Here is a 25,237-nt window from a genome sequence, read left to right as displayed (position 1 = left end):
CAAACTAACATTCAAAGGTCAGGTAAATATTATGGAAAGACATTATGCAAGATATTATAAATGCGCATTGCAAGTAAACCCATATTCTTATTCAAAGTTTAGAGGAAAAACTATTATTGATGAAGAAGAGTATAACAAAAAGATACTTGAGGAGTGTTTAAAAAATGGAATAAAAGTAGTTGGCCTTGCAGACCATGGTAGTATCGACTCTTCTACAAGCCTTCGAACCTATCTGTCTGAAAATGGTATTTTAACTTTACCAGGGTTTGAAATTTCTTCGGCTGAAAAAATTCATATGGTTTGTTTATTCTCACCTGAATTCGATAATTCAAGACTAAATAGGATTTTAGGTCAACTAGGCTTGCCTACAGATATTAAAAATGGAACTGAATCTAGCAATCTTTCATGTTTAGAAATTGCTAAAAAAGTTCAAGATAATGATGGTTTCTGGTATGCAGCCCATATTACAGGTGACAATGGCATACTTAAAATTGGGAAAATGAATCATATATGGAAAAATGAACTTCTTTCTGTTGCACAAATTCCGAATAGCGTAGAAAATATTGACCCAAATTATAAAAATATAATTCAAAATACGGATACAAATTATAAACGAAATAAACCTATTGCATATATCAACTCATCAGATATAGAATCGCCTGAAGATTTGTCTAAGCCTGTGGCTAGTGTACTTGTTAAAATGTCAGAATTATCTTTTCAAGCATTTAAAATGGCATTTAAAGATTCGGAATCTAGGATAAAATTAAACAGTACTGAAAAAAAGTGCTATAAGAGCACTATTGACGAAATTTCTATATCTGGGGGATACCTAGATGGCTTAGCTGTTGCATTTTCTGATGAAGTTTCTACTATAATAGGAGGTAGAGGAACTGGTAAATCTACATTAATAAATCTAATTATTTATTGTTTAGATAAATATCATTACACAAAAGAATTTGAAAAATACATAGACTCCTTTGCTGAGTCGAATCTTGGAACTGGTGGCGAAGTTAAGTTAACGATTACTTCATACTCGCAAAATGGACAGCAATTTAATATTAGCAGGAGATATAAACAAAATATTACTATTAGAAATGAAAACGGAGAAATATCTGATTTATCTATTGATGAAATATTGCCTAATTTAGAAGTGTATGCTCAAAACGAATTAATTGAAGTTATAAAATCCAAAAAAAGAATTACCGAATCGGTCAAAAGATTAATTTGTATAGATTCAAAGATACTTAACAAAAGAAAAAAAGCATATGAATCTCTTAATGAAAATACACGGGAGCTTCTAAGAGTTTCAAATAATCTAGAAAAATTAGAAAAAGATACTAGTGATTTACCTGCGAAACAATCACAATTAAGACACTATAATTCTATAACAGGGTTAGAGGAAAAGATTGCTCCTATAACTAAAATTACCGCTATAGACTCTAAAATATCTATACTATCTGATGCTATCTGTGATCATGAAATTACAGATAATGAGATTGTAATAGAATCAATAATTGATGAATGGGACAGAAAAGAAAATGATGATTTAACAAATCTCATTAACTCTATAGATGAATATAATCGAGAAAGTCAAATAATATTCAAACAACAAGAAAAGATATTTTCATCTCTAAAAGAAAAGGTTTCAAAAACAAAAGAGTCGTGGGGGAAATATAAGCAAAATGAAGAAATAAAATTCAAAAAAATATTCAAAGACATTCCAGAAGTACAAGATAAAAATAGTAAAGAAGTGCTCGAAGAATATCGTGGCCTGCTGAAAGAAATTAATGATTCAAAACCTACTCTATTGAAAATTGAAGCAACTAAAGAAGAGTTAGAGAAGTTAAAGAAAGCTAGAAAAGAACTTTTAGAGAATTGCAAAGAGGCTAATATAGAATATATTAATGCAGTATCTAAACGAATTAAAAAGCTGGATAAATCCAATCTAGGCAAATTAGTTAAAATAGAAATCGATTGCCTACAAAATAAAGAATCTTTGTTGGAGGAACTCAAAAAAATTGAAGGAATTGGCGATAAATCAATTCAATCTATTAGTGATTACAAAAATTTTGACATGATTACTTTTATCGAGAATATTCGAAAAGGGCCGGTTGAGTTGGCTAAAGAATATAACTTAACTAGTAACACTTCGCAGAAAATTTGTAGATTAACTAATGAACAATGTTGGAAATTAGAAGAGCTTATTCTAGGTGATATTACTAATATTTCTCTCAAAGTTGGAGATAAATTCAAATCTATGGATAATTTATCAAAAGGTCAGCAGTGTACAGCCCTCTTAAATATTCTATTAGTCGAAAATAGGGATCCTTTAATTATTGATCAACCTGAGGATAATCTTGATAATGCCTATATTGCAGATAGCTTAGTTGCCTCAATTAGGAATAATAAAACAAATCGTCAATATATTTTTGCTACTCATAATGCCAACATTCCTGTCTTTGGTGATGCAGAACTAATTATTGGACTTGTCGAAGAAGATGGACAAGGCAAAATTAATGGACATGCTATCGGATCGATTGATAACAAACAAGTTATGAATCAAGTTGTGAATATTCTTGAAGGTGGTGAAACTGCTTTTAAGATTCGGAAGGAAAAATACCAGTTTTAGTTAATAGACCTTATTTAGGTGATTGCTTTAAAAAGTGACTGATAACTAATAATAAAAACTCATAGGAAATTTATTATAAAACTTTTCCTATTTTAGTAAATTCCAAATAAGGCGCATCCTAAAAAAAGAAAATATATCAACATAAAAGGACAGTATATTATCAACTGTCCTTTTAAGATTTTGCTATAAGTTTTATAAGGTGAGTGGACTCAGATTATTTAGACTGCTGAGTATCAAGCTACCTATAGCTGACTTTTTTATTTTATCTTCTTGACACTCTGAAAGACTACAAATCCCACAACCATTCCCAAGGTATTTTGTAGGAAGTTTGGAAGGATTTCTGGCAAGGCTGCTGACCAGCCATTCATTAGAGTTGAGCCCAGAGCGTAGCCACTTACCATGACGATTGTAGCTAAAACTAAGCCTAGCCATTGCCATTTCCCTTTAAAACCTGCAAAAAATCCTTGCAAGCCATGGTTTACCAAGCTAAAGAACATCCACTGTGGAAAGCCTGATAAAAGGTCAAGCAGAAAAGCTGCTAGTCCTCCAACGGCGGCCCCTTCTTTACTGCCAAAGTAAAAGGCAGTAAAGAAAATACCTGCATCCAAGAGAGTCAATATTCCTGTTGCCGTTCCAATTTTCAAGTAATAACCTAGAACCACAGAAAGGGCGGTTAAGAGGGATACAAGGGCGATTTTAGTTGTTTTGGTTTGCTTCATATTGTCTTACTCCATATTGATCTGCTTGTGCAATAGCACGGTAAACGAAAGCTTTCGAGCTCTCTACTGCTGGTAAAAGTTCATCCCCTTTGACCAAGTGACTGGCGATGCTTGAGGCAAAGGTACATCCTGCACCAGCATTTTGGCCTTGAATGACTGGGTTTTCTAGAACAGTGAAAGTTTGTCCATCATAAAAGACATCCACTGCCTTGTCCTGACTGAGGCGATTGCCTCCCTTGATAATAACTGCTGGCGCTCCTAAATCATGCAATTTCTGAGCTGCAGCTTTCATGTCTTCCAAGGTTCTGATCTCTTGACCCGCTAACAATTCTGCTTCAGGAAGATTTGGCGTAATCACACTGACATGAGGGAAAAAACGAATCAACTCTTGGCAGAGCTCACTAACAGCCACGTCGTGCGTTTCCTTGCAGACCAAAACGGGGTCCAATACCACAGGCACTCCTGGACGTTGCTTGATAAAGTCCAAGGTCTTCTCAGCCACACTGACAGTAGGGAGAAGACCAATCTTAATCCCTGCAAACTCGACATCACGCAAGCTATCCAATTCATGTTGAAAAATGGCATCGTCAGTCGGAAAGACTTCAAAGCCCTTTTCGGTCAAGGCCGTCAAACAAGTCACTGCAACAAAGCCATGCAAACCATTTAAGGTATAGGTGCCCAAATCAGCTGATAAACCACCACCACTAAAAATATCATTCCCAGAAAGGGCTAAAATACGATTATTCTTCATAACGAATCTCCTTTAAATACAAGCCATTCGGTGCAGCCGTTGGACCTGCTAGCTGCCTGTCCTTCTTCTCCAAAATCAAGTCAATCTGCTCAACTGGCATGCGGTTGTTTCCGATTTTGAGCAGCGTTCCCACCATATTGCGAATCTGCTTATACAAGAAACCATTCCCTGAAAAGCTAAAGGTCAAAAACTGCCCTGTCTCATCAACTGTTAAACTAGCTTCTGTAATGGTCCGAACCTTGTCCTCTACACTAGTCCCAGATGCTGTAAAACCGGTAAAATCATGGGTTCCTTCTAATTTCTTGACAGCTATCTGCATTCGCTCCACATCGAGGGGATAGGGAAAGTGAGTAGCATAGTGACGACGCATCGGATTTTTGGGACGTCCTCTATCCACGATAAACTCATAGGTCTTGCTATGTTTTGCATAACGGCAATGAAAATCATCCGCCACAATCTCAATCGAAATCACATCGATATCTTCTGGTGACTGAGTATCCAGAGCAAAACGGAGTTTTTCCTCATCCATCTGATAGGGCAGATCAAAATGAATGACCTGTCCCAGAGCATGGACCCCACTATCCGTCCTACCAGCACCATGAACAGCGATGGCTTGCTCCTTATTGAGTCTCGTTAAGGTTTTTTCGATTTCCTCTTGAACGCTCCGCGCATGAGGCTGGCGCTGAAAACCGGCAAAGGCAAAACCATCATAAGAAATAGTTGCTTTATATCTTGTCATAACTTCTATTTTATCAGGAAATAAAAGTGTAAACAAGTTTAAAAACCAATAATTGTCTGGGTACAAAATTCCCAGAAAGAAAAACTTAGGAAATTAATCCTAAGCTCTCTTTTGAAGTGCGTACATAACAAAGATAGAAGTGACAATCAACCAACATCCTAAAATGGTGAAGACCAACATACCATTTTGAGTCACCAAGCCAATCGCCCCAAGAATGAAAGGTGTCGTAAAGGCTCCAAAGCTGCATCCTAGCACTGCAAAAGATGTTGCCTGATTAAGGAGCTTGGCTGGGATTCTTTCAGAAAGAAGCTGAAAGACAGTGGTCAAGGCCACACTGTAAGAAAAACCTGCCACAACACTTCCAACTACCATCACACCCAATGACGGAGATAAGGCAATCACAATCTGCCCCAATCCAAAGGTGATACCTGACCAAAGGAGCAACCTTTCTTTAAACAGAGAGATAAAGAAAGAAAAACTCACACCTGCCAAGATACCAATCAACTGCATGATACTTAAAACCAAACTCGATAACTGGGCATCCCCTAGACCTCTTTCCACCATCAGACTAGGAATACGAATCGTGATAGCTGTATTGGTGCAGACAACAACTGCTGCTTCGACAGCCAATAGAAAAATTAGGCCTTTCATCTGTCCTGTCAAACGAGTCGTTTCGGTCTCTTTTTTCTTTGTTTCTTTCTTTTCTTTCCCATAAGGGACAAAGAGCAGATAAAGGATCAATACTAAAAATCCCGCACTGTAGGCCAAGAAGGTCACTGTCCATCCCAAGGATAAGAGTTGACCGACCACTAGAGTCAAAATCGATGCCCCGACAACTTCAGCTGATCCGCGAAGACCCAACATCTGGATCCGTGTCTTTCCATGATAGCGTTCACTGATGATGGAAATGGCCTTAGCATTGATCATCCCAACACCCAAGCCAAATAAAATCCGCATCGCAAAGACAAAGTTGTACTCCTGATACCAGAAGGGGGCTGTTCCTCCTATAGAGAGGATGAGAAGCCCTAGACTAATCTGAAGACGCTCAGGAAATAACCGCTCCAAAAACCCATTTAAAACCAGCATAATCATAATTCCAAAAGAAGGAAGACTGACCAGGAGCTCGATTTGTTCTTTGGGATAGCCTTGATAGTAGTCAAACATGGCTGGCAGAGCACTTGAGATGGAGAAGGAGGTAATCAAAACGAGGGAGAGGGCCAAAATACTAGCCCGTTCTAAATATTGTTTCATGAATTTTCTTTCTGTATATTTCTCACTGTTTATCCTTTTAAAAGGAAGATGGCAAGAAAAGAAGGAGCCCGATTGAACTAGAGACTCCGTCCTAACTTTCCTAATAGGAAGACTATTTTCGCTTGATTTGCTTGATCAGATAGAAGATGAAGCCTGCAACCATATACGCTGCAAAAATGATCAAACACCATTTGATAACCACGTCCCAACCCTTGTTCACATTTAAAAAGAAATATGGGAAGGGATTGTCCTTGGAATTCGGAATATTGAGTTTTAAGACCAGGCCGTTAAACAAGGCAAAAATCATATAAACCAAGGGCAAGATGGTCCATAAGACTGGATCCCAGATCTTGTATTCCCCACGTTTATCAAAGAAGAGGGTGTCTGCTAAAAACCAGAGTGGAACGATATAATGGCAAAGGAAATTTTCCACACGGTAAAAGTCTGTCGCAATCGGAGCAAGCATAAAATGGTAAATCACACAGGTAATCATGATACTCATGGTAACACCACCCTTGAGACGAAGCAAGGTCGGACTTTGCCAATTTTCACCTGAACGACTCATCACACGGAGCAGATAACCCGTGAAAATCGTTACCAAAAGATTGGACAACACTGTGTAGTAAAGGAGCATACCAAAACCACCGTGCTTGGTAATCTCTAGATAAACTCCTGTAAATGCCGCTAAAAACAAGAGCACACGACTATAAAAGATAAATTTATAATTCAGTTTCATGGCTAGATTTTCTTAACAAATTCTGACTTGAGTTTCATAGCTCCAAAACCATCAATCTTACAGTCGATGTTGTGGTCACCTTCTACGATACGGATATTTTTAACGCGAGTTCCTTGTTTCAAATCCTTTGGCGCACCTTTTACTTTCAAATCCTTGATAAGGGTTACAGTATCGCCGTCAGCCAATTTATTTCCATTGGCATCGATAGCAACAACACCTTCTTCTACTTCTGCAACTTCTGCAGGGTTCCACTCATAGGCACACTCTGGGCAGACCAAGAGACTTCCATCTTCGTAGACATATTCTGAATTACATTTTGGGCAATTTGGTAAGTTGTTCATAAGTCCTCCTTAAACTAACAATTATTCTTTAAAATTCATATGTTATTGAACAGCAACTATTATACCGTAAAATCCTACTTTTGACAATGTTTCCTAAGTCTAGCAGACAAAAAAATCATGCAACTGTTTACAGTTACATGACTTTTAAAAGATGATTGGTCATGAGCACTTATCAAGCACCTCATGATAAAAGGGGTAGCAACTATATTTTACAAACCAGGAGCTTGTCCAAGTTCTGCTGCAAGCATCCAAACTGTTTTCTCAAGTTCAGCCTTAGCACCAACAAAGATATCGTTTGTAACATCATCGCCTTCTTCATCAGTCACATCCAAAGCTTTTTGGAAAAGAGCGATAAGGTAGCGATAAATCGCTAGAACACGTTCCAAGCTTTCTTCAACGTTACGGAATTCTCCTTCTTCTTCTTCGATTTCACTGTGTTGAAGGAATTCTGTCAAAGTTGAGTAAGGTTTGCCACCAAGAGTGATCAAACGTTCACTGATTTCGTCAAGATAGCCATCAAGGCTGTCCATGTATTCATCCATTTTTGGATGCCATACGAGGAAACCACGACCACGCATATACCAGTGAACTTGGTGAAGGGCAATGTGAGCCACATACAAGTCTGCTACTGCTTGGTTCAATACTTCCTTTGTTTTTGCCAATGCTACTGGCGCTGTTTTAGATAATGTTGTTACGTCTTTTACTGCTTCTTTTTTCAATTCAACCATATTGATCACCTCATAATATTATTTTTGCAACCATATTTATTGATTACTATCTCAGTATACTACTCCTAGTAGACAAAAGCAAGAAAATTAACCCATATTAAAAAAGTTGTAATTGACTGATAATTTAAGAAAAATATACAGTCTTTAAAAAAAAGACAGTCTTAGCAGACTGTCTGGAATAACTGAGATTATTTTACAAAATCAAGCAATGCCAAGAAGCTTTCAGCTTCAAGTGACGCACCACCAACAAGGGCACCGTCAACGTCTGGGCAAGCCATGTATGAAGCAACGTTTTCAGGTTTAACAGAACCACCGTATTGAACACGAACTTTGTCCGCAACTTCTTGACCGAAGTCTGCAGCTACAACGTCACGAACAACTTTACACATTTTTTGTGCATCGTCTTGTGAAGCTGATTTACCAGTACCGATAGCCCAGATTGGCTCATAAGCGATAACGGATGCAGCAACTTGTTCTGCAGTCAATCCAGCCAATGCAGCAGATACTTGAGCACCTACGAATTCAGCAGCTTTACCAGCTTCGTAAGTTTCAAGTGACTCACCACAACAGATGATTGGAAGCATACCGTTTGCAAAGATTGCTTTTGCTTTTTTGTTGATATCTTCGTCAGTTTCATGGAAGTAGTCACGACGTTCTGAGTGACCGATAACAACGTAGTCAGTACCGATTTCTTTCAAAACTTGTGGGCTAGTTTCACCAGTGAAAGCACCTGCATTTTCAAAGTAGCAGTTTTGAGCAGCAACTTTAAGGTTTGAACCTTTAGCAGCAGCAAGAACAGCTGTCAAATCAAGAGCTGGAGCTGCGATACCTGCTTCAACAAGGTCTGATGAAGGAAGTTTTGATGCAACGGCTTCAACGAATGCTTTTGCTTCTTCTGGATTTTTGTTCATTTTCCAGTTACCAGCGATAAATGGTTTACGTGACATTTCACATACCTCTTTTTTCATTTTATTCACTATTATTCTATCATATTTATAAGGAGCTTGCAAACCTTACTCTAATTTTCAAGATTTTTCAAGCGACTAATCTTGCCACAAATTCATGGCATCGAGGAAATCAGCCGAAGCCTGAACTTGTTTGGGATTGTTGACTTCTCGCTCTGCTCGTTTGGCCTCTACCTGAGTCACAGACTGAATACCTTCATGGCGCCAGTTTCGTAGGATTGCCTGAATATATTTCCAGTTTGGCTTGCCATTGAGAACGGCCTCTCGGAGAGCTTCCTTGATCAAATCCGCCTTAACTCCGTCTTCTTTGACAGTCTTAGAAAGGTCTTCGATTTCAAATGGTGTTAATAAGCGTCCCAATTCCTGCTGAAAAGTTTCAACCAGATCCTTCAACTGATTCTGCGGGTTTGGGACTGTTGTAGCTGGAGTTTGGCTATCTAGTAAGCTATCCAAGCGTTCAAAAGCCAAACTAGCATCAAAAATCAGCTCAATTTCCCCGTTTAGTTCAATGGTTCGATATTGTAGCAAGCCATTTTCAGTCAAATTCGAAATAGATTGGTTGACATCTGCCACCTCTTTCCCAATGATTTCAGCAATCTGACTAGGCGAAACATCTCCTAGGGCTGTGGTATTTTGTAAATAGAAAAATTGCCAGACCAGAAAATCTTCGCTGGAAGGAAAGAGTTCCTTAAAATGCAAGAGAAGGGCACTTGGCAAAACCAAGTTCCCTGATTTAAAAGCGTCAAAATATGTCATAATTCCTCTTATAGATATCCAAATGCAGCCGCATCATCCTCTACCTTTCTCCAGTCAAAAGGGGTTTCTTGATAAACTGCATAGTTTACCCAATTACTGAAAAAGAGGGCAGCTGATGAAGACCAACAGAGACAAGGCGTCTCATTTACATCATCATTTTTAAAGTAGTTCTCTGGGATATGAGGGTTGAGTCCCGCCTCATAATCACGAAAATACTCTCTTGCCAAAGTGTCACGATCGTACTCCAAATGACCAAAACTATAAATCTCACGCAAATCTCGACTAGCTAGGATAGAAACCCCAACCTCAGGACCTTCTGACAGAATCTCCAGATTGGTCTTGTTTAAGATTTCTTCTTTTAAAATCTCAGTATGACGAGAATGAGGAGCTACATAGCGATCATCAAAACCTCTAAAAAGAAGGTGCCCTTCTTTCAAGGTGTCCTGTGGGTAAATACCTGATAGTTTCCGATCCATCTGGTGCTTTTCAACGCCATAGCGAACATAAAGACCTGCTTGTGCTCCCCAACAGATATGGAGGGTTGAAAAAACATGCGTCTTGGACCATTCGATGACCTGCTTGAATTCTTCCCAGTAATCTACCTCCTCAAAAGGCAAATGCTCCACTGGTGCTCCTGTGATAATCATTCCATCAAAAAAGTCATCCTTGACCTCTGGAAAGGTCTTATAGAATGTTTCCATATGTTCGGCACGAGTTGTCTTGGAACGATGTGTTTCCATATATAAGAAATCAATATCTAATTGCAAAGGGGTATTAGCCAAATGTCGCAAGAGTTGCGTTTCTGTTACCATTTTTTGAGGCATGAGATTTAAAATCAAAATCTTCAAGGGGCGAATATCCTGATGAGCAGCCCGTTGGTCGTCCATAACAAAGATATTTTCTGTCCTTAAAATCTCCACAGCTGGTAATTTTTTATCAATTCGAATCGGCATAATACCCTCCTAACAGTTCTCTATTTCGGGAATGATGTTGTCTGTTTGAAAGCAAAAACCTCCAAATACTTCTTCCCTTTATTATACTGTATGAAGATATAGTTTTCAATTATAGTTTTTCTCTAACTAGCTATAGTTAATTTATATAGCAGATGAAGAGAAAACAGCCCCAAGGACTGTTTTTCATTAATAATGCATAAGTACCTTGTAATCGTAATCTCCGATTTTTTCACGGCCTTTAAGCTCATCCAACTCAATCAAGAAAGCACAACCGGCTACAATTCCACCAAGTCTTTCAATCATCTCAATCGTTGCTTTGACAGTTCCACCTGTTGCCAAAAGATCATCTACGATGAGAACACGTTGACCTGGCTTAATCGCATCAGCATGCATGGTCAAGGTATCAATACCGTACTCTTTCTCATAGTCAGCAGAAATGACTTCACGTGGCAATTTCCCTGGTTTACGAACAGGAGCAAAGCCAATTCCCAACTCAAAAGCAACAGGACAGCCCACGATAAAGCCGCGAGCCTCTGGGCCCACGATCATGTCGATCTTCTTATCGGTTGCATACTGAACAATTTCACGAACAGCGTAGCTATAAGCATTTCCATCTGCCATCAAAGGGCTGATATCACGGAAGGTAATACCTTCCTTAGGATAATTCTCAATCGTTGCGATATAATCTTTTAAATTCATCTTTTTCTTTCTTTCAAAGTTTTTTACTCTCTATTATACCATATTTTTTAAGAAAGAAAAAAGGAAAAGTTAACTTCAATAATTATCTAACGATTTGACGATTTATAACTAGCCATAGCAATAAAGCCCAATTTCTGTTTATTCTTAGCAAACATTTTATACATAGTTAAAAACTGCTTTCTATTCTCCTTTTTACAAGCATTTACGCAAATTTTCAAAGTTCCTAGCCAACCTTCGTCATAAATCATACCTGATAATTTCATTAATGTCATTTCACCAGTCAATATTTTCACATCACGATAACCTGATTCTATCATCACCTGTTCCCAACCATCTTGAGTTAAAGGACCTACATTTACATGAATTGCTTGTGACAATTCCTGTCTGACAGACTCTTTAGCTTCCTTAAGAAGCACATCATGTGTCAAAAGAAGACCTTCAGGTTTTAAAATCCTCAGATACTCCATTACACATTTTTTCTTAGCTTGATCGGCTTGCATAGTCAGCATAGCTTCATTTATAACAATATCAAAACTAGCATCTCCATAAGGAAGTTTCATTGCATTTGCTCTTTCAAATCTGATCAAATGACCAACACCTGCCGTTTCAGCAGATTTTTTAGCCACTTCTAAGGCTTGTCCATCCATATCAACAGCAGTTATCTTACAACCAAAACGCTGTGCTAACTCAATTGCTGTAGTTCCCCTATTGCACGCAACCTCTAGTATTCTCTTTTCTTTTGAAAATCCTCCTTCCGTAATTAACCAATCTGTAGCACGTTTTCCACCTGGACGTAAGCGTTTTTTCCCCAGTTTTGCTAAAAACTTATGACCTGCTTCTGACATTTGAACACCTCTATTTTTTCTTCATTATAACATAAAATTATATTGTCTGACAATTCTAATCTATTATTTGATAAACTAGAATCAAAAGCATACAAGCTACCATGACTATAGCATAAATCTATTAATCACCTCTCTAGTTCGAATTCAATTGCTCACGTAGTTTACGCATATAGGTTACGCCTACATATTTGTACTTTAGAGTTGCTGGCCTTCTTATCCGCTATATACGCTTTACTATCACGTGCCTATTCGTATAGCCAAGATTTCTCTATCTCTTTCTCTGCCGATTCTTATTTCCAACGTCAGACTTAAACAGTCTATCCTAATGCCGTTCGATCAGCTACTCACAATAGTCAGGCTTGGGAATCACTTTTGGCTTTACTAGTATATGGTACCCACAGAGGACTTACACCTCAGATGAACGGAATGTCCGTCGTACCTAAAAAAACGAGCACTTTCGTACTCGTTTTTAAAAATCTGTTAATTAAAGTGAGTTTACGTCAACCTTGATACCAACACCTTGAGTAGTTGTGATTGTCAAGTTTGTTACGTAAGTTCCTTTAGCTGTAGCTGGTTTTGCTTTTTGGATTGTTTCGTTGAAAGCTTTGAAGTTTTCAACCAATTTTTCAGCTTCAAATGATACTTTACCGATGATTGCTTGAACGTTACCTGCACGGTCAGCACGGTAAGTAATCTTACCACCTTTAGACTCTTCAACTGCTTTAGCAACATCCATTGTTACAGTACCAGTCTTAGGGTTTGGCATCAAGTTACGTGGTCCAAGGACACGTCCAAGACGTCCAACAAGAGCCATCATGTCAGGTGTAGCGATAACTACGTCGAAGTCCAACCAACCGTCGTTGATTTTCGCAACAAGGTCATCTTCACCAACAAAGTCTGCACCAGCAGCTTTTGCTTCTTCAGCTTTTGCACCACGTGCAAAAACAAGAACGCGTGAAGTTTTACCAGTACCGTTTGGCAATACCATTGCGCCACGGATTTGTTGGTCAGCTTTTTTAACGTCGATGTTCAAGTTGTAAGCAACTTCTACAGTTGCGTCAAATTTTGCAAAGTTAGTTTCTTTTGCAAGTGCTACAGCCTCTTCTACACTGTATGCTTTTGTGCTGTCGATTTTCTCAAGAGCAGCACGAAGTTGTTTGCTTTTTTTAGCCATTTTCTATTCTCCTTGTAAGTGGTTCAATCGATTTTCATCTCCCACGTCACTTCTCGAAATGATGAAGTCTTGCGGGTATTCAGTCTATTGATTTTCTTTTCCTACTTCGTTAAGTTCCTTTACTGTACCCAAGTACAAGCGTCAGTCACTGGCCTAGTATGAAAAGCAACTAATAGACTGCTGTGAGATTTTCTACTGTGTTATTGATTAGTCAACAACAGTGAATCCCATAGAACGAGCAGTACCTTCGATCATACGCATTGCAGACTCAATGTTTGCTGCGTTCAAATCTGGCATCTTAGTTTCTGCAATTTCTTGTACTTGTGCACGAGTAACTGTAGCAACTTTAGTTTTGTTAGGTGTACCTGATCCTTTTTCAACACCTGCAGCTTTTTTCAAAAGAACAGCAGCTGGTGGTGTTTTTGTAACGAAAGTAAATGATTTGTCTTCGTATACTGAGATAACAACTGGAATGATCATACCAGCTTGGTCAGCTGTACGAGCGTTGAACTCTTTTGTGAATCCCATGATGTTGATACCAGCTTGACCAAGAGCAGGTCCAACCGGTGGAGCTGGTGTAGCTTTACCAGCAGGGATTTGCAATTTTACAAGTTTTTCGACTTTTTTAGCCATTTTTAAATCCTCCTTTGTGGTTTTGGCGGTAATTAAAGATTTTTACCTCCCACAAGTATGCTTTACACACACCTTTCTATTATACACTATTTATCTAAAAATGCAAGAGAAAAATTACTTTTTTAATCGACGTAATCTCCGCCTTCAAATCCATAGTATTCTTCCAAACTGAGGCCACTTGCAGCAATTTCTTTGGCTTCTTTTCCAACGTAGCGGAGATGCCATTCTTCTGCCATGTAGCCAGTCTCTTTTTCCTTGCCTTTGAGATAGCGAACGACAAAGCCATAGTCAGCCGCATGATCCAAGAGCCACTGGGCTGCCTTTTCTTCAGTAACTAAATCACCATCTGTCCCAATAAGGTCAAAAGCAAGGCCCGTCTGGTGTTCACTATAACCTGGTCGAGCTGAGTAGCGATCTGCTGCTTCCTTACCATCTTGATTGACATAGTCTTGATAAAGTTTGGTTTGAGTTTCATAACTTCTAAAACCACTGTAGTGATCGCTGATTGGGTAGCCAGCTGCTTGCATTGCTGCAATGAGCTTCAGCAACTCTGCTTTAGCTGTTGGATTTTCTCCTGGATTATAGTCTTTTGACAAAGGATAGTGCTTATTAGCTATGACGATTTCATCGTATTTCCCTTGAATACTATAGTAGTCTCCCTTATTGACAACTTCTGCCTTCTTCTGACTAGAAGCTTGGGATTTGCTCCCTACAGTTCCTTCAGGTTGACTAGTTTGTTCTGTTTTTTGAGTATTTTCTTCATTTTTAGGTTGTTCTTGAGAACATGCTGCTAGGGTTACTGCCAGCAAACCAGATAAAACAATGTATCTTTTTTTCATTTTTCCTTCCTCTCTTAGACCACGTGCTTCTCTAATTCATCGGATAAGGCTTTAATCATTTGTTCCAACTCATGGGATTTCACTTGGCAATCTTCTGCCGCCATTTCTTCCCATGGCATCCACCAGACTGGCCCACGGCCATTCAATCCATGACCCTTCATATCACCTGTTCTTCGTGGAAAGAGATGCCAATGAGCGTGGGCATCACCATTTCCTAGGAGTTCAATATTCATCTTTTCAGCCTCAAATACTTTGGCGACTGCTTCTTGGACCAAACTCATTTCCTCTAAAAAGCGAAGTTTTACAGAAGTCTCCATATGGTGGAGTTCTGTGACATGCTCTTTTGCCAGAAATAAGGTATAGCCCTTAAAGTATTGGTGATCTCCAATAACAACATAGCCTGTTTCTAGTTCTTTTACAAAGTAGGGATTTTCCCCTGCCTTGATCCATTCAATTCTTTGACAAATCAAGCACATATTATTCTACCAAGGTGCTCTTGAGATAGGCGTCTACCATACGCTCTGTCGCCACGACCGAATCAATATGTGTTCGTTCGTAAGAGTGACTGGACTCAATACCAGCTCCAAGGAGGGCGTGTTTGACCTCTGCTCCTGCTGACATAGCCGCTGAAGCATCCGAACCGTAAAATGGATAAATGTCGAGCTTAAAAGGAATATCTTGCTCCTTCGCCAAAGTTACCAAGTGTTGACGGAAGTCATAGTGATAGGGACCTGAAGCGTCCTTGACACAGATAGAAACTGTATACTCATCCGTCTGCTGGTCATCGCCCATAGCTCCCATATCCACAGCTAGATATTCCACTACCTGAGCTGGAATATTGGAGTTGGCACCGTGACCAACCTCTTCGAAGACTGAAAAAGCAAAATGAGTTGTTACTGGCAATGCAATCCCCTCTTCCTTATAAACACGAAGAAGATTGAGCAAAATTGCTGCGCTGACCTTGTCATCCAAATGACGGGACTTGATAAAACCAGTCTCTGTCACGACAGTTCGCGGGTCAAAACTGATAAAGTCGCCAACCTCGATGCCCAAGGCGCGCGTTTCCTTTTCATTGGTTACTTTTTCGTCCAAACGCACTTCCATATTGTCCTGTGTGCGTTCAGCAGTTCCTGCATCTTTGTAGACATGGCAAGAAGTTTGATGGATGAGGATGGTCCCAGATACCGTTTGACCTGTGCTAGCCACATGAACCGTACAGTTCTCCCCTTCAATCATGTTCCAAGGGAAACCACCGATACGATCCAATTTGAGACGGCCATCTGGTTTGACAGCACGGACAATAGCACCCAGCGTATCCACATGGGCAGTCACATAGCGGTGTTGGTCATCATTTTGACCTTTAATAGTAACATTGACACCACCCTTGGCTGTGCGAACAGGCTGGTAACCAAGCTCTTCTAAAGTATGGACTAGATAGTCTGAGATCTCACGAGTAAAGCCCGTCGGAGATGCAATTGCGGTTAGTTCTTTGATATAGTTTATAGTCTGATTCATTTCTTCACCTCTTTCCTACCATTATAACATTTTTCTAGTCAGACTCCTTCTCAAAAGGAGAAAAACTGTGTTTAGTTGCTTTCACTATAGATCCATGTTATAATACAAATACTTTGATTATGAAAGGAAAGTAACAAATATGAAATCATACTTTAAAGTATCACTAGCCCTTGTGGCTTCACTTGTCCTCCTGCTCGGATGTTCCAAACAAGCATCAACAACTGCTAGCAGTACTAAAGAAGACACAACAACTCAGTCAAGTGAGAGCAAACAAAGCACTGAACAATCATCTGAAAAGAAAGAAACAGCCAAGACACATACTTTTGTCAACAAAAGCAATTCTGGAATCACTTCTACCTTGGTTTATACTGTAGAGGGGGACAATGTTATCAAGCAAACCGCTCAAAATGTTGCAGATCCTGAGATTCTTAACGCAACTCCAGAAGATGTCAAGAGTTTTATCGAAGAAAAGTACAAAGGTTATAATGGACTCAAAGGTGTTAAACAAACGATTGAAATCAAAGATGGAAAAGTTGTTCAAGATTTAGAAGTTGATTTCTCAGTTGCAAGTATTAGCGAACTTAGAAAAGCACTTCCTGAAGAATATTCTGGTATCGGCAATCGTGTCAGTTTCTCAAACTCTAAAAAAGCACTGGAAAAAATGGGGTTCACAGAAAAGACGAACTAATCTCCTAAAATTTCATATAGACTAGTGTAGGTCCACCCCAAAAGTTAGACACAACTCTAACTCTTGGGGTATTTTATTACATCCCTAACCGATGAGTCCAATAGAGTCCTCCCAATCCCATAAAAAGTGCATTTAAAACTTCACACCCTTATAAAGCCATAGGATAAAAGTTATTTGAAATAGATGGAGACAAAACTTTAATCGTCTGACTAGTTTCTGTTCATTGGAATGTCAGTTCAGATAAAAGGGTAGGTCTAGTTGATTTTGTAGTAGAATCATGTTATAATACAAAATACTTTGATTATGAAAGGAAATTCTATGAAAACTCTGGTTAAAACTTCACTAGCCCTAGTGGCTTCACTTATCCTCCTGCTCGGATGTTCCAAACAAGCATCTACACCTGCTAGCAGCAGTAGCAAAGAAGACAAAACAACTCAGTCAAGCGAGACCAAACAAAGCAGCCAACAATCATCTGAAAAGAAAGATGAGACAAAAAACTACATTTTTGTTCACAATAGCAATCCCGGAAGAACTTCTACCTTGACATACACTGTTAAGGGGGATGATGTTGTAAAACAAGAAGTCTATAATGTTTTTGACCCTGAAATACTGGACAGGTCAGCAGAAGAGATTAAAGAACTTATCGTGAAAACTTATAAAAAGGAGGAAGGACTTAAAGGCATTACACAAAATATCGAATTCAAAGATGGAAAAGTCATCCATAGCATGGAGGTTGACATGACTGTTGTGAATCTCGAAGAGATGAAAAAAGCAATGCCAAATGAAGTTTCTGGCTCTGGAAGCCGTGTAAGTTTTCTAAAAACTAGAAAAATGCTTAAAGAGGCTGGATATATTGAACAAACCAACTAATGAGTCGTGCTCATACAAAAAATTCTTGGTCGATGACCAAGAATTTTTTTTTATTCCATCTCAAAAACATCACTCTCTTGTTTGTTTGGTAGAAACAATGAAAGCAAGATTCCGATAATAGCTGGCACTAGCCATGGAAGAGAGGCTGACGCAAACGGAAGGGCATTAATCAGATTTTCTAGAAACTCAATCTTAAAGGAACTTCCAAGGACGCTTGCAAGAGCAATAGCTGTAACAAGCCCAATAGTTAACTGCATGCCCGGTTTTGATAGGGCGACAAACTTATTCACAATCACGATCATCACAATGGCGATGGTGATTGGGTACAAGATTACCAGTACTGGCACTGAGTACTTAATGATTGCATCCAAACCGAGGTTTGCAATAGCAAATCCAATCAAGGTAAAGGCAGTGGCATAGACCTTGTAGCTGATTTGTGGGAAACGTTCGTTAAAGAACTCTGCTGTCGACACAATCAAGCCAACTGTCGTTGTGAAGCAGGTTACAGTTACCATAACAGCAAGGAAGAGTTGAGCTGTTGATCCAAAGATTTCCTGAGTTGCTTGCGACAAGATATAAACACCTGGTGTTCCACCCTTCATCGCTTCGGCTGGTACTGGGAAGTGATTTCCAAGGAATCCTAAACCGATATAAAGAGCGCTAAAGGCAAGAGCTACAACGATACCAACCACCCAAATAGTTGAAATATACTCTTTCTTACTGGAGAATCCAAGTTGTTTCAAGGTTTGAACTGCAATCACACTGAAGGCAACTGAAGCAAGGGCATCTAAGGTATTATAACCTTCTAGGAATCCTGTCCCGAAAGCAGAAGATTGATAGGCCGCTGAAGCTACTTGAGGGCTTGTTCCACCATATTTGAAGGCACCTAGTACAACCAAGATAACGATCAACAAGGCAAAGACTGGCGTTAAGATGCGTCCGATTCGATCCAAGATTTTTGATGGATTGAGCGAGATTAAATAAGCCGCTGCAAAGTAAAGCACGGTAAAGACAATCAATCCTAGACCTTTGTTTGCTTCGGATAAGAGGGGGCTAATCCCAACTTCGTAAGCTGTTGTTGCTGTACGCGGAATGGCAAAGAAGGGGCCAATTGATAGATAGAGGACTGCAAGATAAAGCGTCGCAAACCAAGGTGAGATTTTCTTAGAAATCTCGTGAATGTATCCTTTCGGGTTTAGCGTTCCAATAATAAGTGTCAAGACGGCAATACCGACACCTGAAAAGACAAAACCTGCGATGGCAGGAAGAAACTGTTCTCCAGATAGGGCACCTAGAGAAGGCGGAAAGATCAAGTTCCCCGCACCAAAAAATATTCCAAACAGGAGCAAGCCTGTTAGGGCACCTTTTTTAGCCATAAAAATCTCCTTCATATTTCTAAAATACTGACCTAGTATACCATGATTAAGACTCTGAAAAAAGTATCCAAAATTAATCATTGAATGTTTTCAATATTTTTAAAAATAAGAATTATCTAAAAACAAAATCCCTCACTCAGTTGGAACCGAGCAAGGGAAGATTAGGATCTATCACCATAGAGGTTTAAAGATTTTCAAAGGCCGTCATTCCACCTTGAACATTGATAACTTCATAACCCTGTTCAACTAGAAATTGACAAGCACGCGCTGAACGTATTCCAGATTTACAAATGACATAATGCAAGAGGTCCTTGTCCAACTGATCATAGATATCAGCTAATTGACTAAGTGGTAGGTTTTGAGCACCTTCTAAATGAAGCGTCTGGAACTCTTCTACTTCTCTCACGTCCACTAGAGAAAGTTGCTCATTTTGATAAAGCTGGTAAAAATCGTTAAAAGTAATTTCTTTCATTTTGTTTCTCCAAGAATCTTTTGAATTCTTTTTTTCAAATCGGGCACTACTTCTGACTCAAACCAAGGATTTTTGGCCATCCAGATTTGATTTCGTGGTGAGGGGTGCACCAGAGGGAAAAATTCTGGTAGATAGTCTTTGTAGTGTTTTACCCGTTCTGTCACCTTGCCACTAACTTTTTCATGTAAATAATAGGCTTGGGCATATTGTCCAATCAAGAGAGTTAATTGGATATCGGGCAACTCTTGCAAGAGTTGCGGATGCCATTTTTCTGCAAAACCTGTACGAGGTGGAAGGTCGCCTGACTTGCCATGCCCCGGAAAGTAGAAATCCATGGGCAGAACTGCAAAATAACCTGAATTGTAAAAGGTGTCCTCATCCACACCTAGCCACTCACGCAAGCGATCGCCACTCTTATCCTTCCAATAAATCCCAGCTTCTTGCGTTTTAAGCCCAGGAGCCTGACCGACAATATTGATACGGGCAGTTTTTGGCGCCGCAAAGAGAGGTTCGATTCCGCGTTCTGTATAGCTGGTATTTTGCGGATCCGCCATAATGGCTTGCTTGATTCTTTCAATTTGAGACATCTGTTTTCCCTCCAAAAAGAAGTCCAAGCATACAATCTCAGACTTCTATCATTTTATTTGATCAGTTCATAAATAGCTTCAGCATAGATTGCTGCTGCTCGGAAGAGATCGTCCAAGGCGATAAATTCGTTGGCTTGGTGCATGGTATCGATTGAGTCTGGGAACATCGCACCGTAGGCAACCCCACGTTCCAGTAAACGACCAAAGGTACCACCACCGATGACTTGCTCGTGACCTTTAAGACAAGTTTGTTTTTCATAAACATTCAACAAGGTTTGCACAAGTGGATCTTCCATCGGTACATAGTGAGGGGTGTGACCGTGTTCAGAAAGGCTAACAGAAGCAACTGGCAAGTTTTCAAGGATTGACTTGATTTGCTCTGGGCTTGTTCCTTTTGGATAACGGAAGTTAAGAGCAATCGTATTGTCAGCACTTGTTTCATCGAAGCGGAAGACACCGGCACTCATAGAAAGGGCACCCATCTTTTCATCTACATGAGCAACCTTGAGATTTGTACCCTTATGGTCGTTCAAGAGAATCTTACCAGCGATGTCGAGGTAGTCTTTTGCAGGTCCTGCAAAGTCAAACTGACTGAGGAAAAGGGCAAGGTAGGTCGCACCATTGACACCTGATGCAGGCATAGCACCATGAGCTGATTTACCAATCACAGTCACCTTGTACTGGCCGTTTTCTTCTTGGAGTTCTCCTCTGAGTTTGTGTTCTGCAACAAAGGCATCTAGTTTAGCTTGCAAGTCAGCCAAGTCACCTGAAACGACTGCTGTTGCTGATTCAGGTACCATGTTTTCACGCAAACCACCTGTGAAGCTGTGAAGGCGAGCTGCACCAGTATTTTCACCTGCAAAATGGAGATATTCTGTGATATTCCCTTTTTCACCATTGATGATAGGGAATTCAGCATCTGGAGAGAAACCGAAGTCTGGTTTCGCAAGTCCTACATGTTCAAAGTAGTAGTCCATGTCTGCCCAGCCTGATTCTTCATCTGTTCCGACGATGAAACGAACTTTTTTAGAAGTTGGAAGCCCCAATTCTTTGATGATTTTCAAACCATAGTAACAAGCTGTTGTAGGCCCCTTGTCGTCTGAAGCTCCACGCGCATAAAGGCGACCGTCTTTGATAGTTGGTGTATAAGGGTCCGTGTCCCAACCGCTACCAGCTGGCACCACGTCCATGTGAGCAAAGATTCCGAGAACTTCTTCTCCTTCACCAAACTCAAAATGTCCTGCGTAGTTATCAACATTTTTAGTTGGATAGCCATCACGGTCTGCGATTTCAAGGAATTTTTCCAAGGCTTTTACTGGACCAGGTCCAAATGGATGCTCAGCATCGGCTTTGCTGTCATCACGTTCTGAGTTGATTTCCAAAAGGCTAAACAAGTCAGCCAAGAGGTCTTCTTTGCGTTTTTCTACTTCTGCTGTAAAATCAATAACTGTCATTTTTTCTTCCTATCTCTTCTCGATAATTTCATCTACTGGCAAGCGGTAGCTTGGTTCCAATTTCTCATCTGTGTATCCAACTGTGATCAAGAGTTCTGGACGGAATCGGTCTTCAATGTCCAAAACTTCGTTGGCTTTTGATTTGTCAAATCCAAGAATAATGTTAGAACCGATTCCTTGGTCAGTCAAAGCAAGAACTAAGTTCATGGCTACTAGTCCCGCATTAAGGGCCAAGTAGTCACTAACTTGCTGTTCACTGTAACGCGCAAACTCGGCAGGCAAATTCTTCATGAAATATTGAAGTTGCTCTTCTGAGAAATTCTTTGCACCACCAACTCGGGCAATCTTGCGGGCACGTTTGGCAAGATCTGTATCTGTAAACAAGGCAATGGTCACTGGCGCTGATGATACCTGCTCAAAGTTCGAACCATATGCTAATTTTGCCAATTCTGCATTTTTTTCACGAACCACCACAAACTTCCATGGCTGGCTGTTATGGGCACTTGGGGCCAAGGTTGCGATTTCGATAGCCGTACGCACATCTTTGGGATCTACCGGTTTATCAGTAAAATGCTTAGTCGCATGACGTTTTTTATTTAATTCAAGAAATTTCATAATCGATTTCCTTTTCTAATTCTACTGCATCCATTCTACCATATTTTGAAAGAGCTTGCAGAGATTTTTCATAGAAAGAAATTGGAACACGGATGAAGCCCTGGATTTAAACTTATCATTAAAATCAGATTTTTCCTCATCCAGTTCCAACTAATTCTCAGGGGTTTAAAGAAACTAGTCTATCTTGTATTCTGACTTTATAGCCTCCAAAAATTCTTTCACATCCTCCACATACCCATGCTTTTCAATTAAACTAGCTAAGAGTTCTAGATTGTGCCCCCGATAGTTGTCATCTCGACGTAGTTCTTCATACATTTCGATAAAAGGAAGACCCTTGGACTTGGCCAATTCTAACTCTGCTTCATAGTCATAAGCAACTTTTCGGAATAGAATATTTACCAATTCCCCATCTTCCACTTCTATCACGGCATATTGGGCACGGTGATTTTTTAACTTTTCCCAATTAAAATAAGGCATACCAATGGTACCTGGATTGATGATTTGTTGCCCTTGACTGCCATAACGAAGCAACTGCTTGTGAACATGACCATAGACTGCCACGTCAACTTCATCATCTAGGAGTTGGTCAAATTTCTCTGTATCATTCTCAACTAGCAAGTCACCACCATAGTTCTTATTTGGCAAATTATGAGAAAGAGAAAAGCGCAGCCCATCAACTTCTTTCTTTTCTAGCATAGGTAAGCTTCGTAGCCAGACAATCGTTTCAGGATCCATTCGTTCCATCAAATACTGTGTCATACGCAAGAGCTGGACTTCCTGTGGGTCTTCTAAGCCATATTGCCCATCTAAAGCCTCAAGGACACAATCATCCCAATTGCCTCGAACACTTGTAGTGATAGAAAGTTCCTTTAACAGAGCGACCAAGTCATTTGCACCTGGACCAGGGAGGAAAATGTCTCCCATGAGCCAGTATTCACTGACTCCTTGTGCTTTAGCATCTGCAATCACTGCTTCTAAGGCAGTCACATTTCCATGAATATCTGATAAAATTGCGATTTTATGGTTCATCATAATCTCCTTTTGTTTGGTAGTCCACTCTCTCTTCCGCTACTTGAGCCAATTCCACTTCTTCCTGAGGGTTCAACTTTCTCTGCACAGCTTCTGCGACTGCTCTTGGCACCCCAACTTCGACAATTTCATCCACACTGGCTTCCTTGATTTTAGTGAGAGATTTAAAATGCTTCATGAGATTCTGTTTGCGTTTAGGTCCCAGACCGTCAATCCCATCCAGTTGTGAAGAAAAGGAATTTTTTGAGCGCAGTTGGCGGTGGAAGGTGATAGCAAAGCGGTGCACCTCATCCTGGATGCGTTGGAGGAGAAAGAATTCTTGAGAATTGCGAGACAACTCCACCACTTCCAGTGGATCTCCAAAGAGCAGTTCATGGGTTTGGTGCTTGTCATTCTTTTGCAGACCTGCAATTGGGATATCCAAACCTAGCTCTTCTTGGATGACTTGCTTTGCGATATTGACTTGACCTTGTCCCCCATCAATCACAATCAAATCTGGCGGGGTTAAACCATCACGTTGAACTCGGCCATAACGTCTGCGAATAACCTCTCGCATACTAGCATAGTCATCTGGGCCAACAACCGTTTTTATCTTGTACTTTCGGTAGTCTTTTTTACTCGGTTTGCCATTGACAAAGACCACCATAGCTGAAACAGGACTGGTTCCCATGATATTAGAGTTATCAAAGGACTCGATACGGACTGGGGTCGGGATTTGGAGCAAGCGTCCCAGATTTTCAATAGCTCCTTGGGTCTTTTCGACTGATTTTTCTAGCAGATTGAACTTCTGCTCCAGACTAACACGGGCATTTTTGATGGCTAGATTGACCAGTTGTTTTTTCTCTCCACGTTGGGGCTTGAAAATCTTGGTATCCACCAAAGCCTTAACGGCTTCTTCATCGATATCCTGCGGAATCAGCACCTCATTGGGAACCAGGTGAGATTTTTCTTGATAGAATTGTCCCACATAGGTCAAGAAGTCCTCATCCGGATCATTGTAGTAGGGGAAGAGATTGACATCCCGCTCAATGAGCTTGCCTTGACGAACAAAGAAAACCTGAACACACATCCAGCCCTTATCCACATAGTAACCAAAGACGTCCCGATTTTGCAAATCTTTCGCCATGACCCGTTGCTTGGTCCGAAGCGTTCCAATGGCCTGAATCAGGTCACGGTATTCCGCCGCACGTTCAAACTCCATACTTTGAGCTGCGGATGCCATCTTCCCCTTGAGGTCATCAATGATTTTATCATCCTGCCCTTTTAGGAAATCAGAAACCTCCTGAGCCATGGACTTGAAATAAGCCTCATCTTTTTTACAGATAGTATGGGCCATACATTGGCCGATATGGTAGTAAAAACAGACCTTAGAGGGTGGGTTGGTACATTTCCGAAAAGGGAAAATCCGGTCCAGTAGACGCTTGATTTCATTTGCTGCCCCTACATCTGGATAGGGACCAAAGTAGAGACCACCGTCCTTTTTGACCTGACGGGTGATAATAAGCCGCGGATAGCGCTCATTGGTGATTTTGATAAAGGGATAGGACTTATCATCCTTGAGCATGATATTGTACTTGGGCTGATTTTCCTTGATGAGGTTGATTTCTAGAAGAAGTGCCTCAATATTGGACTCAGTGACGATAAATTCAAAATCTACAATTTCAGACACCAGTGCCTCCGTCTTGGTATCGTGACTCCCACGGAAATAGGAGCGCACACGGTTGCGCAGATTTTTAGCCTTTCCTACATAAATGATAGTGCCATTTTTATCTTTGTGAATGTAACAACCAGGGCTGGTCGGCAAGAGCTCTAGTTTTGATTTGATCAAGTTATTCATAGTTCCATTATAGCAAAAAGGCCGTAACAGGACGAA

The 25,237-nt window shown here is 40.1% G+C and carries 27 protein-coding genes; 3 read left to right on the top strand and 24 right to left on the bottom strand.

The genetic code is table 11. The annotated features are described in order from the left end of the window. Positions 1-31: 31 nt before the first annotated feature. On the top strand, positions 32-2,629 hold the full coding sequence (locus tag GMD5S_RS0204950; protein ID WP_000439558.1) for a TrlF family AAA-like ATPase: 2,598 nt from the start codon (positions 32-34) through the stop codon (positions 2,627-2,629). Positions 2,630-2,886: 257 nt separating this feature from the next. On the opposite strand, the gene GMD5S_RS0204945 is transcribed toward GMD5S_RS0204950, so the two are convergent. From GMD5S_RS0204945 to GMD5S_RS0204865, 17 genes are all read right to left on the bottom strand, one after another. Beyond that, entirely contained in the window at positions 2,887-3,348 is a 462-nt protein-coding gene (locus GMD5S_RS0204945) for an ECF transporter S component (RefSeq protein ID WP_000814993.1), read from the bottom strand. After that, positions 3,326-4,099, bottom strand: a complete 774-nt coding sequence (locus GMD5S_RS0204940) for a bifunctional hydroxymethylpyrimidine kinase/phosphomethylpyrimidine kinase (RefSeq protein WP_000794800.1) — start codon at positions 4,097-4,099, stop codon at positions 3,326-3,328. The genes GMD5S_RS0204945 and GMD5S_RS0204940 overlap by 23 nt, the downstream gene beginning before the upstream one ends. Further along, on the bottom strand, positions 4,089-4,838 hold the full coding sequence (truA, locus tag GMD5S_RS0204935) for a tRNA pseudouridine(38-40) synthase TruA (protein ID WP_000199173.1): 750 nt from the start codon (positions 4,836-4,838) through the stop codon (positions 4,089-4,091). The genes GMD5S_RS0204940 and truA overlap by 11 nt, the downstream gene beginning before the upstream one ends. Before the next feature lie 99 nt (positions 4,839-4,937). Further along, positions 4,938-6,089 (bottom strand): MFS transporter, encoded by a 1,152-nt coding sequence (locus tag GMD5S_RS0204930; RefSeq protein WP_000816260.1) that lies wholly within the window; start codon positions 6,087-6,089, stop codon positions 4,938-4,940. A gap of 112 nt (positions 6,090-6,201) precedes the next feature. Next, a complete protein-coding gene (locus GMD5S_RS0204925) occupies positions 6,202-6,825 on the bottom strand; it encodes a Pr6Pr family membrane protein (RefSeq protein ID WP_000775203.1) in 624 nt (207 codons plus the stop codon). Between the two features lie 2 nt (positions 6,826-6,827). Continuing rightward, the gene (locus tag GMD5S_RS0204920) at positions 6,828-7,166 is read right to left on the bottom strand and encodes a zinc ribbon domain-containing protein YjdM (RefSeq protein WP_001061600.1); all 339 of its coding nucleotides are present in this window, start codon (positions 7,164-7,166) and stop codon (positions 6,828-6,830) included. A gap of 209 nt (positions 7,167-7,375) precedes the next feature. Next, positions 7,376-7,894, bottom strand: coding sequence for a Dps family protein (locus GMD5S_RS0204915; RefSeq protein WP_000229890.1), 519 nt, complete (start codon positions 7,892-7,894; stop codon positions 7,376-7,378). A 188-nt stretch (positions 7,895-8,082) separates the two neighbouring features. Continuing rightward, complete coding sequence (gene tpiA / locus GMD5S_RS0204910; protein WP_000087891.1) at positions 8,083-8,841, bottom strand: triose-phosphate isomerase; 759 nt, start codon at positions 8,839-8,841, stop codon at positions 8,083-8,085. 96 nt (positions 8,842-8,937) lie between these two features. Then, on the bottom strand, positions 8,938-9,615 hold the full coding sequence (locus GMD5S_RS0204905) for a DnaD domain-containing protein (RefSeq protein ID WP_000220748.1): 678 nt from the start codon (positions 9,613-9,615) through the stop codon (positions 8,938-8,940). A gap of 8 nt (positions 9,616-9,623) precedes the next feature. Further along, positions 9,624-10,568 (bottom strand): homoserine O-acetyltransferase MetA, encoded by a 945-nt coding sequence (metA, locus tag GMD5S_RS0204900; RefSeq protein ID WP_001122730.1) that lies wholly within the window; start codon positions 10,566-10,568, stop codon positions 9,624-9,626. A 186-nt stretch (positions 10,569-10,754) separates the two neighbouring features. Next, complete coding sequence (locus GMD5S_RS0204895) at positions 10,755-11,267, bottom strand: adenine phosphoribosyltransferase (RefSeq protein WP_001049315.1); 513 nt, start codon at positions 11,265-11,267, stop codon at positions 10,755-10,757. 86 nt (positions 11,268-11,353) lie between these two features. After that, positions 11,354-12,112: a class I SAM-dependent methyltransferase gene (locus GMD5S_RS0204890; protein ID WP_001287243.1), complete on the bottom strand. Its 759-nt coding sequence runs from the start codon at positions 12,110-12,112 to the stop codon at positions 11,354-11,356. A gap of 484 nt (positions 12,113-12,596) precedes the next feature. Continuing rightward, entirely contained in the window at positions 12,597-13,286 is a 690-nt protein-coding gene (rplA, locus tag GMD5S_RS0204885) for a 50S ribosomal protein L1 (RefSeq protein ID WP_001085675.1), read from the bottom strand. A 207-nt stretch (positions 13,287-13,493) separates the two neighbouring features. Then, entirely contained in the window at positions 13,494-13,919 is a 426-nt protein-coding gene (gene rplK, locus GMD5S_RS0204880; RefSeq protein WP_001085808.1) for a 50S ribosomal protein L11, read from the bottom strand. Between the two features lie 122 nt (positions 13,920-14,041). Beyond that, positions 14,042-14,758 (bottom strand): LD-carboxypeptidase LdcB/DacB, encoded by a 717-nt coding sequence (gene ldcB / locus GMD5S_RS0204875; RefSeq protein ID WP_000747744.1) that lies wholly within the window; start codon positions 14,756-14,758, stop codon positions 14,042-14,044. 14 nt (positions 14,759-14,772) lie between these two features. After that, entirely contained in the window at positions 14,773-15,234 is a 462-nt protein-coding gene (locus GMD5S_RS0204870) for an HIT family protein (RefSeq protein ID WP_000335635.1), read from the bottom strand. 1 nt (position 15,235) lies between these two features. Further along, a complete protein-coding gene (locus GMD5S_RS0204865; RefSeq protein ID WP_001076927.1) occupies positions 15,236-16,273 on the bottom strand; it encodes a M42 family metallopeptidase in 1,038 nt (345 codons plus the stop codon). Between the two features lie 139 nt (positions 16,274-16,412). Between GMD5S_RS0204865 and GMD5S_RS0204860 the strand changes: the two genes are divergently transcribed. Beyond that, positions 16,413-16,961: a DUF1307 domain-containing protein gene (locus GMD5S_RS0204860; protein ID WP_000844335.1), complete on the top strand. Its 549-nt coding sequence runs from the start codon at positions 16,413-16,415 to the stop codon at positions 16,959-16,961. A gap of 318 nt (positions 16,962-17,279) precedes the next feature. Further along, positions 17,280-17,831, top strand: a complete 552-nt coding sequence (locus GMD5S_RS0204855; protein ID WP_000855327.1) for a DUF1307 domain-containing protein — start codon at positions 17,280-17,282, stop codon at positions 17,829-17,831. 50 nt (positions 17,832-17,881) lie between these two features. On the opposite strand, the gene brnQ is transcribed toward GMD5S_RS0204855, so the two are convergent. From brnQ to uvrC, 7 genes are all read right to left on the bottom strand, one after another. Beyond that, positions 17,882-19,207: a branched-chain amino acid transport system II carrier protein gene (gene brnQ, locus GMD5S_RS0204850; RefSeq protein WP_001074595.1), complete on the bottom strand. Its 1,326-nt coding sequence runs from the start codon at positions 19,205-19,207 to the stop codon at positions 17,882-17,884. Between the two features lie 184 nt (positions 19,208-19,391). Continuing rightward, positions 19,392-19,679 (bottom strand): rhodanese-like domain-containing protein, encoded by a 288-nt coding sequence (locus tag GMD5S_RS0204845; protein ID WP_000659165.1) that lies wholly within the window; start codon positions 19,677-19,679, stop codon positions 19,392-19,394. Next, positions 19,676-20,266, bottom strand: coding sequence for a uracil-DNA glycosylase family protein (locus GMD5S_RS0204840; RefSeq protein ID WP_000078137.1), 591 nt, complete (start codon positions 20,264-20,266; stop codon positions 19,676-19,678). Before GMD5S_RS0204840 ends, GMD5S_RS0204845 begins: the two co-directional genes overlap by 4 nt. Before the next feature lie 53 nt (positions 20,267-20,319). Further along, complete coding sequence (gene pepV, locus GMD5S_RS0204835; protein WP_000215923.1) at positions 20,320-21,720, bottom strand: dipeptidase PepV; 1,401 nt, start codon at positions 21,718-21,720, stop codon at positions 20,320-20,322. A 9-nt stretch (positions 21,721-21,729) separates the two neighbouring features. Beyond that, the gene (locus GMD5S_RS0204830) at positions 21,730-22,335 is read right to left on the bottom strand and encodes a nitroreductase family protein (RefSeq protein ID WP_000670152.1); all 606 of its coding nucleotides are present in this window, start codon (positions 22,333-22,335) and stop codon (positions 21,730-21,732) included. A gap of 174 nt (positions 22,336-22,509) precedes the next feature. Continuing rightward, positions 22,510-23,364: a metallophosphoesterase family protein gene (locus tag GMD5S_RS0204825; protein WP_001015772.1), complete on the bottom strand. Its 855-nt coding sequence runs from the start codon at positions 23,362-23,364 to the stop codon at positions 22,510-22,512. Further along, a complete protein-coding gene (uvrC, locus tag GMD5S_RS0204820; RefSeq protein ID WP_001061174.1) occupies positions 23,354-25,201 on the bottom strand; it encodes an excinuclease ABC subunit UvrC in 1,848 nt (615 codons plus the stop codon). Before uvrC ends, GMD5S_RS0204825 begins: the two co-directional genes overlap by 11 nt. Between the last annotated feature and the right edge of the window lie 36 nt (positions 25,202-25,237).

It is taken from the genome of Streptococcus sp. GMD5S, assembly GCF_000298715.2.
Taxonomy (GTDB): domain Bacteria; phylum Bacillota; class Bacilli; order Lactobacillales; family Streptococcaceae; genus Streptococcus.
This window is presented reverse-complemented; position numbering and strand designations above follow the sequence as displayed.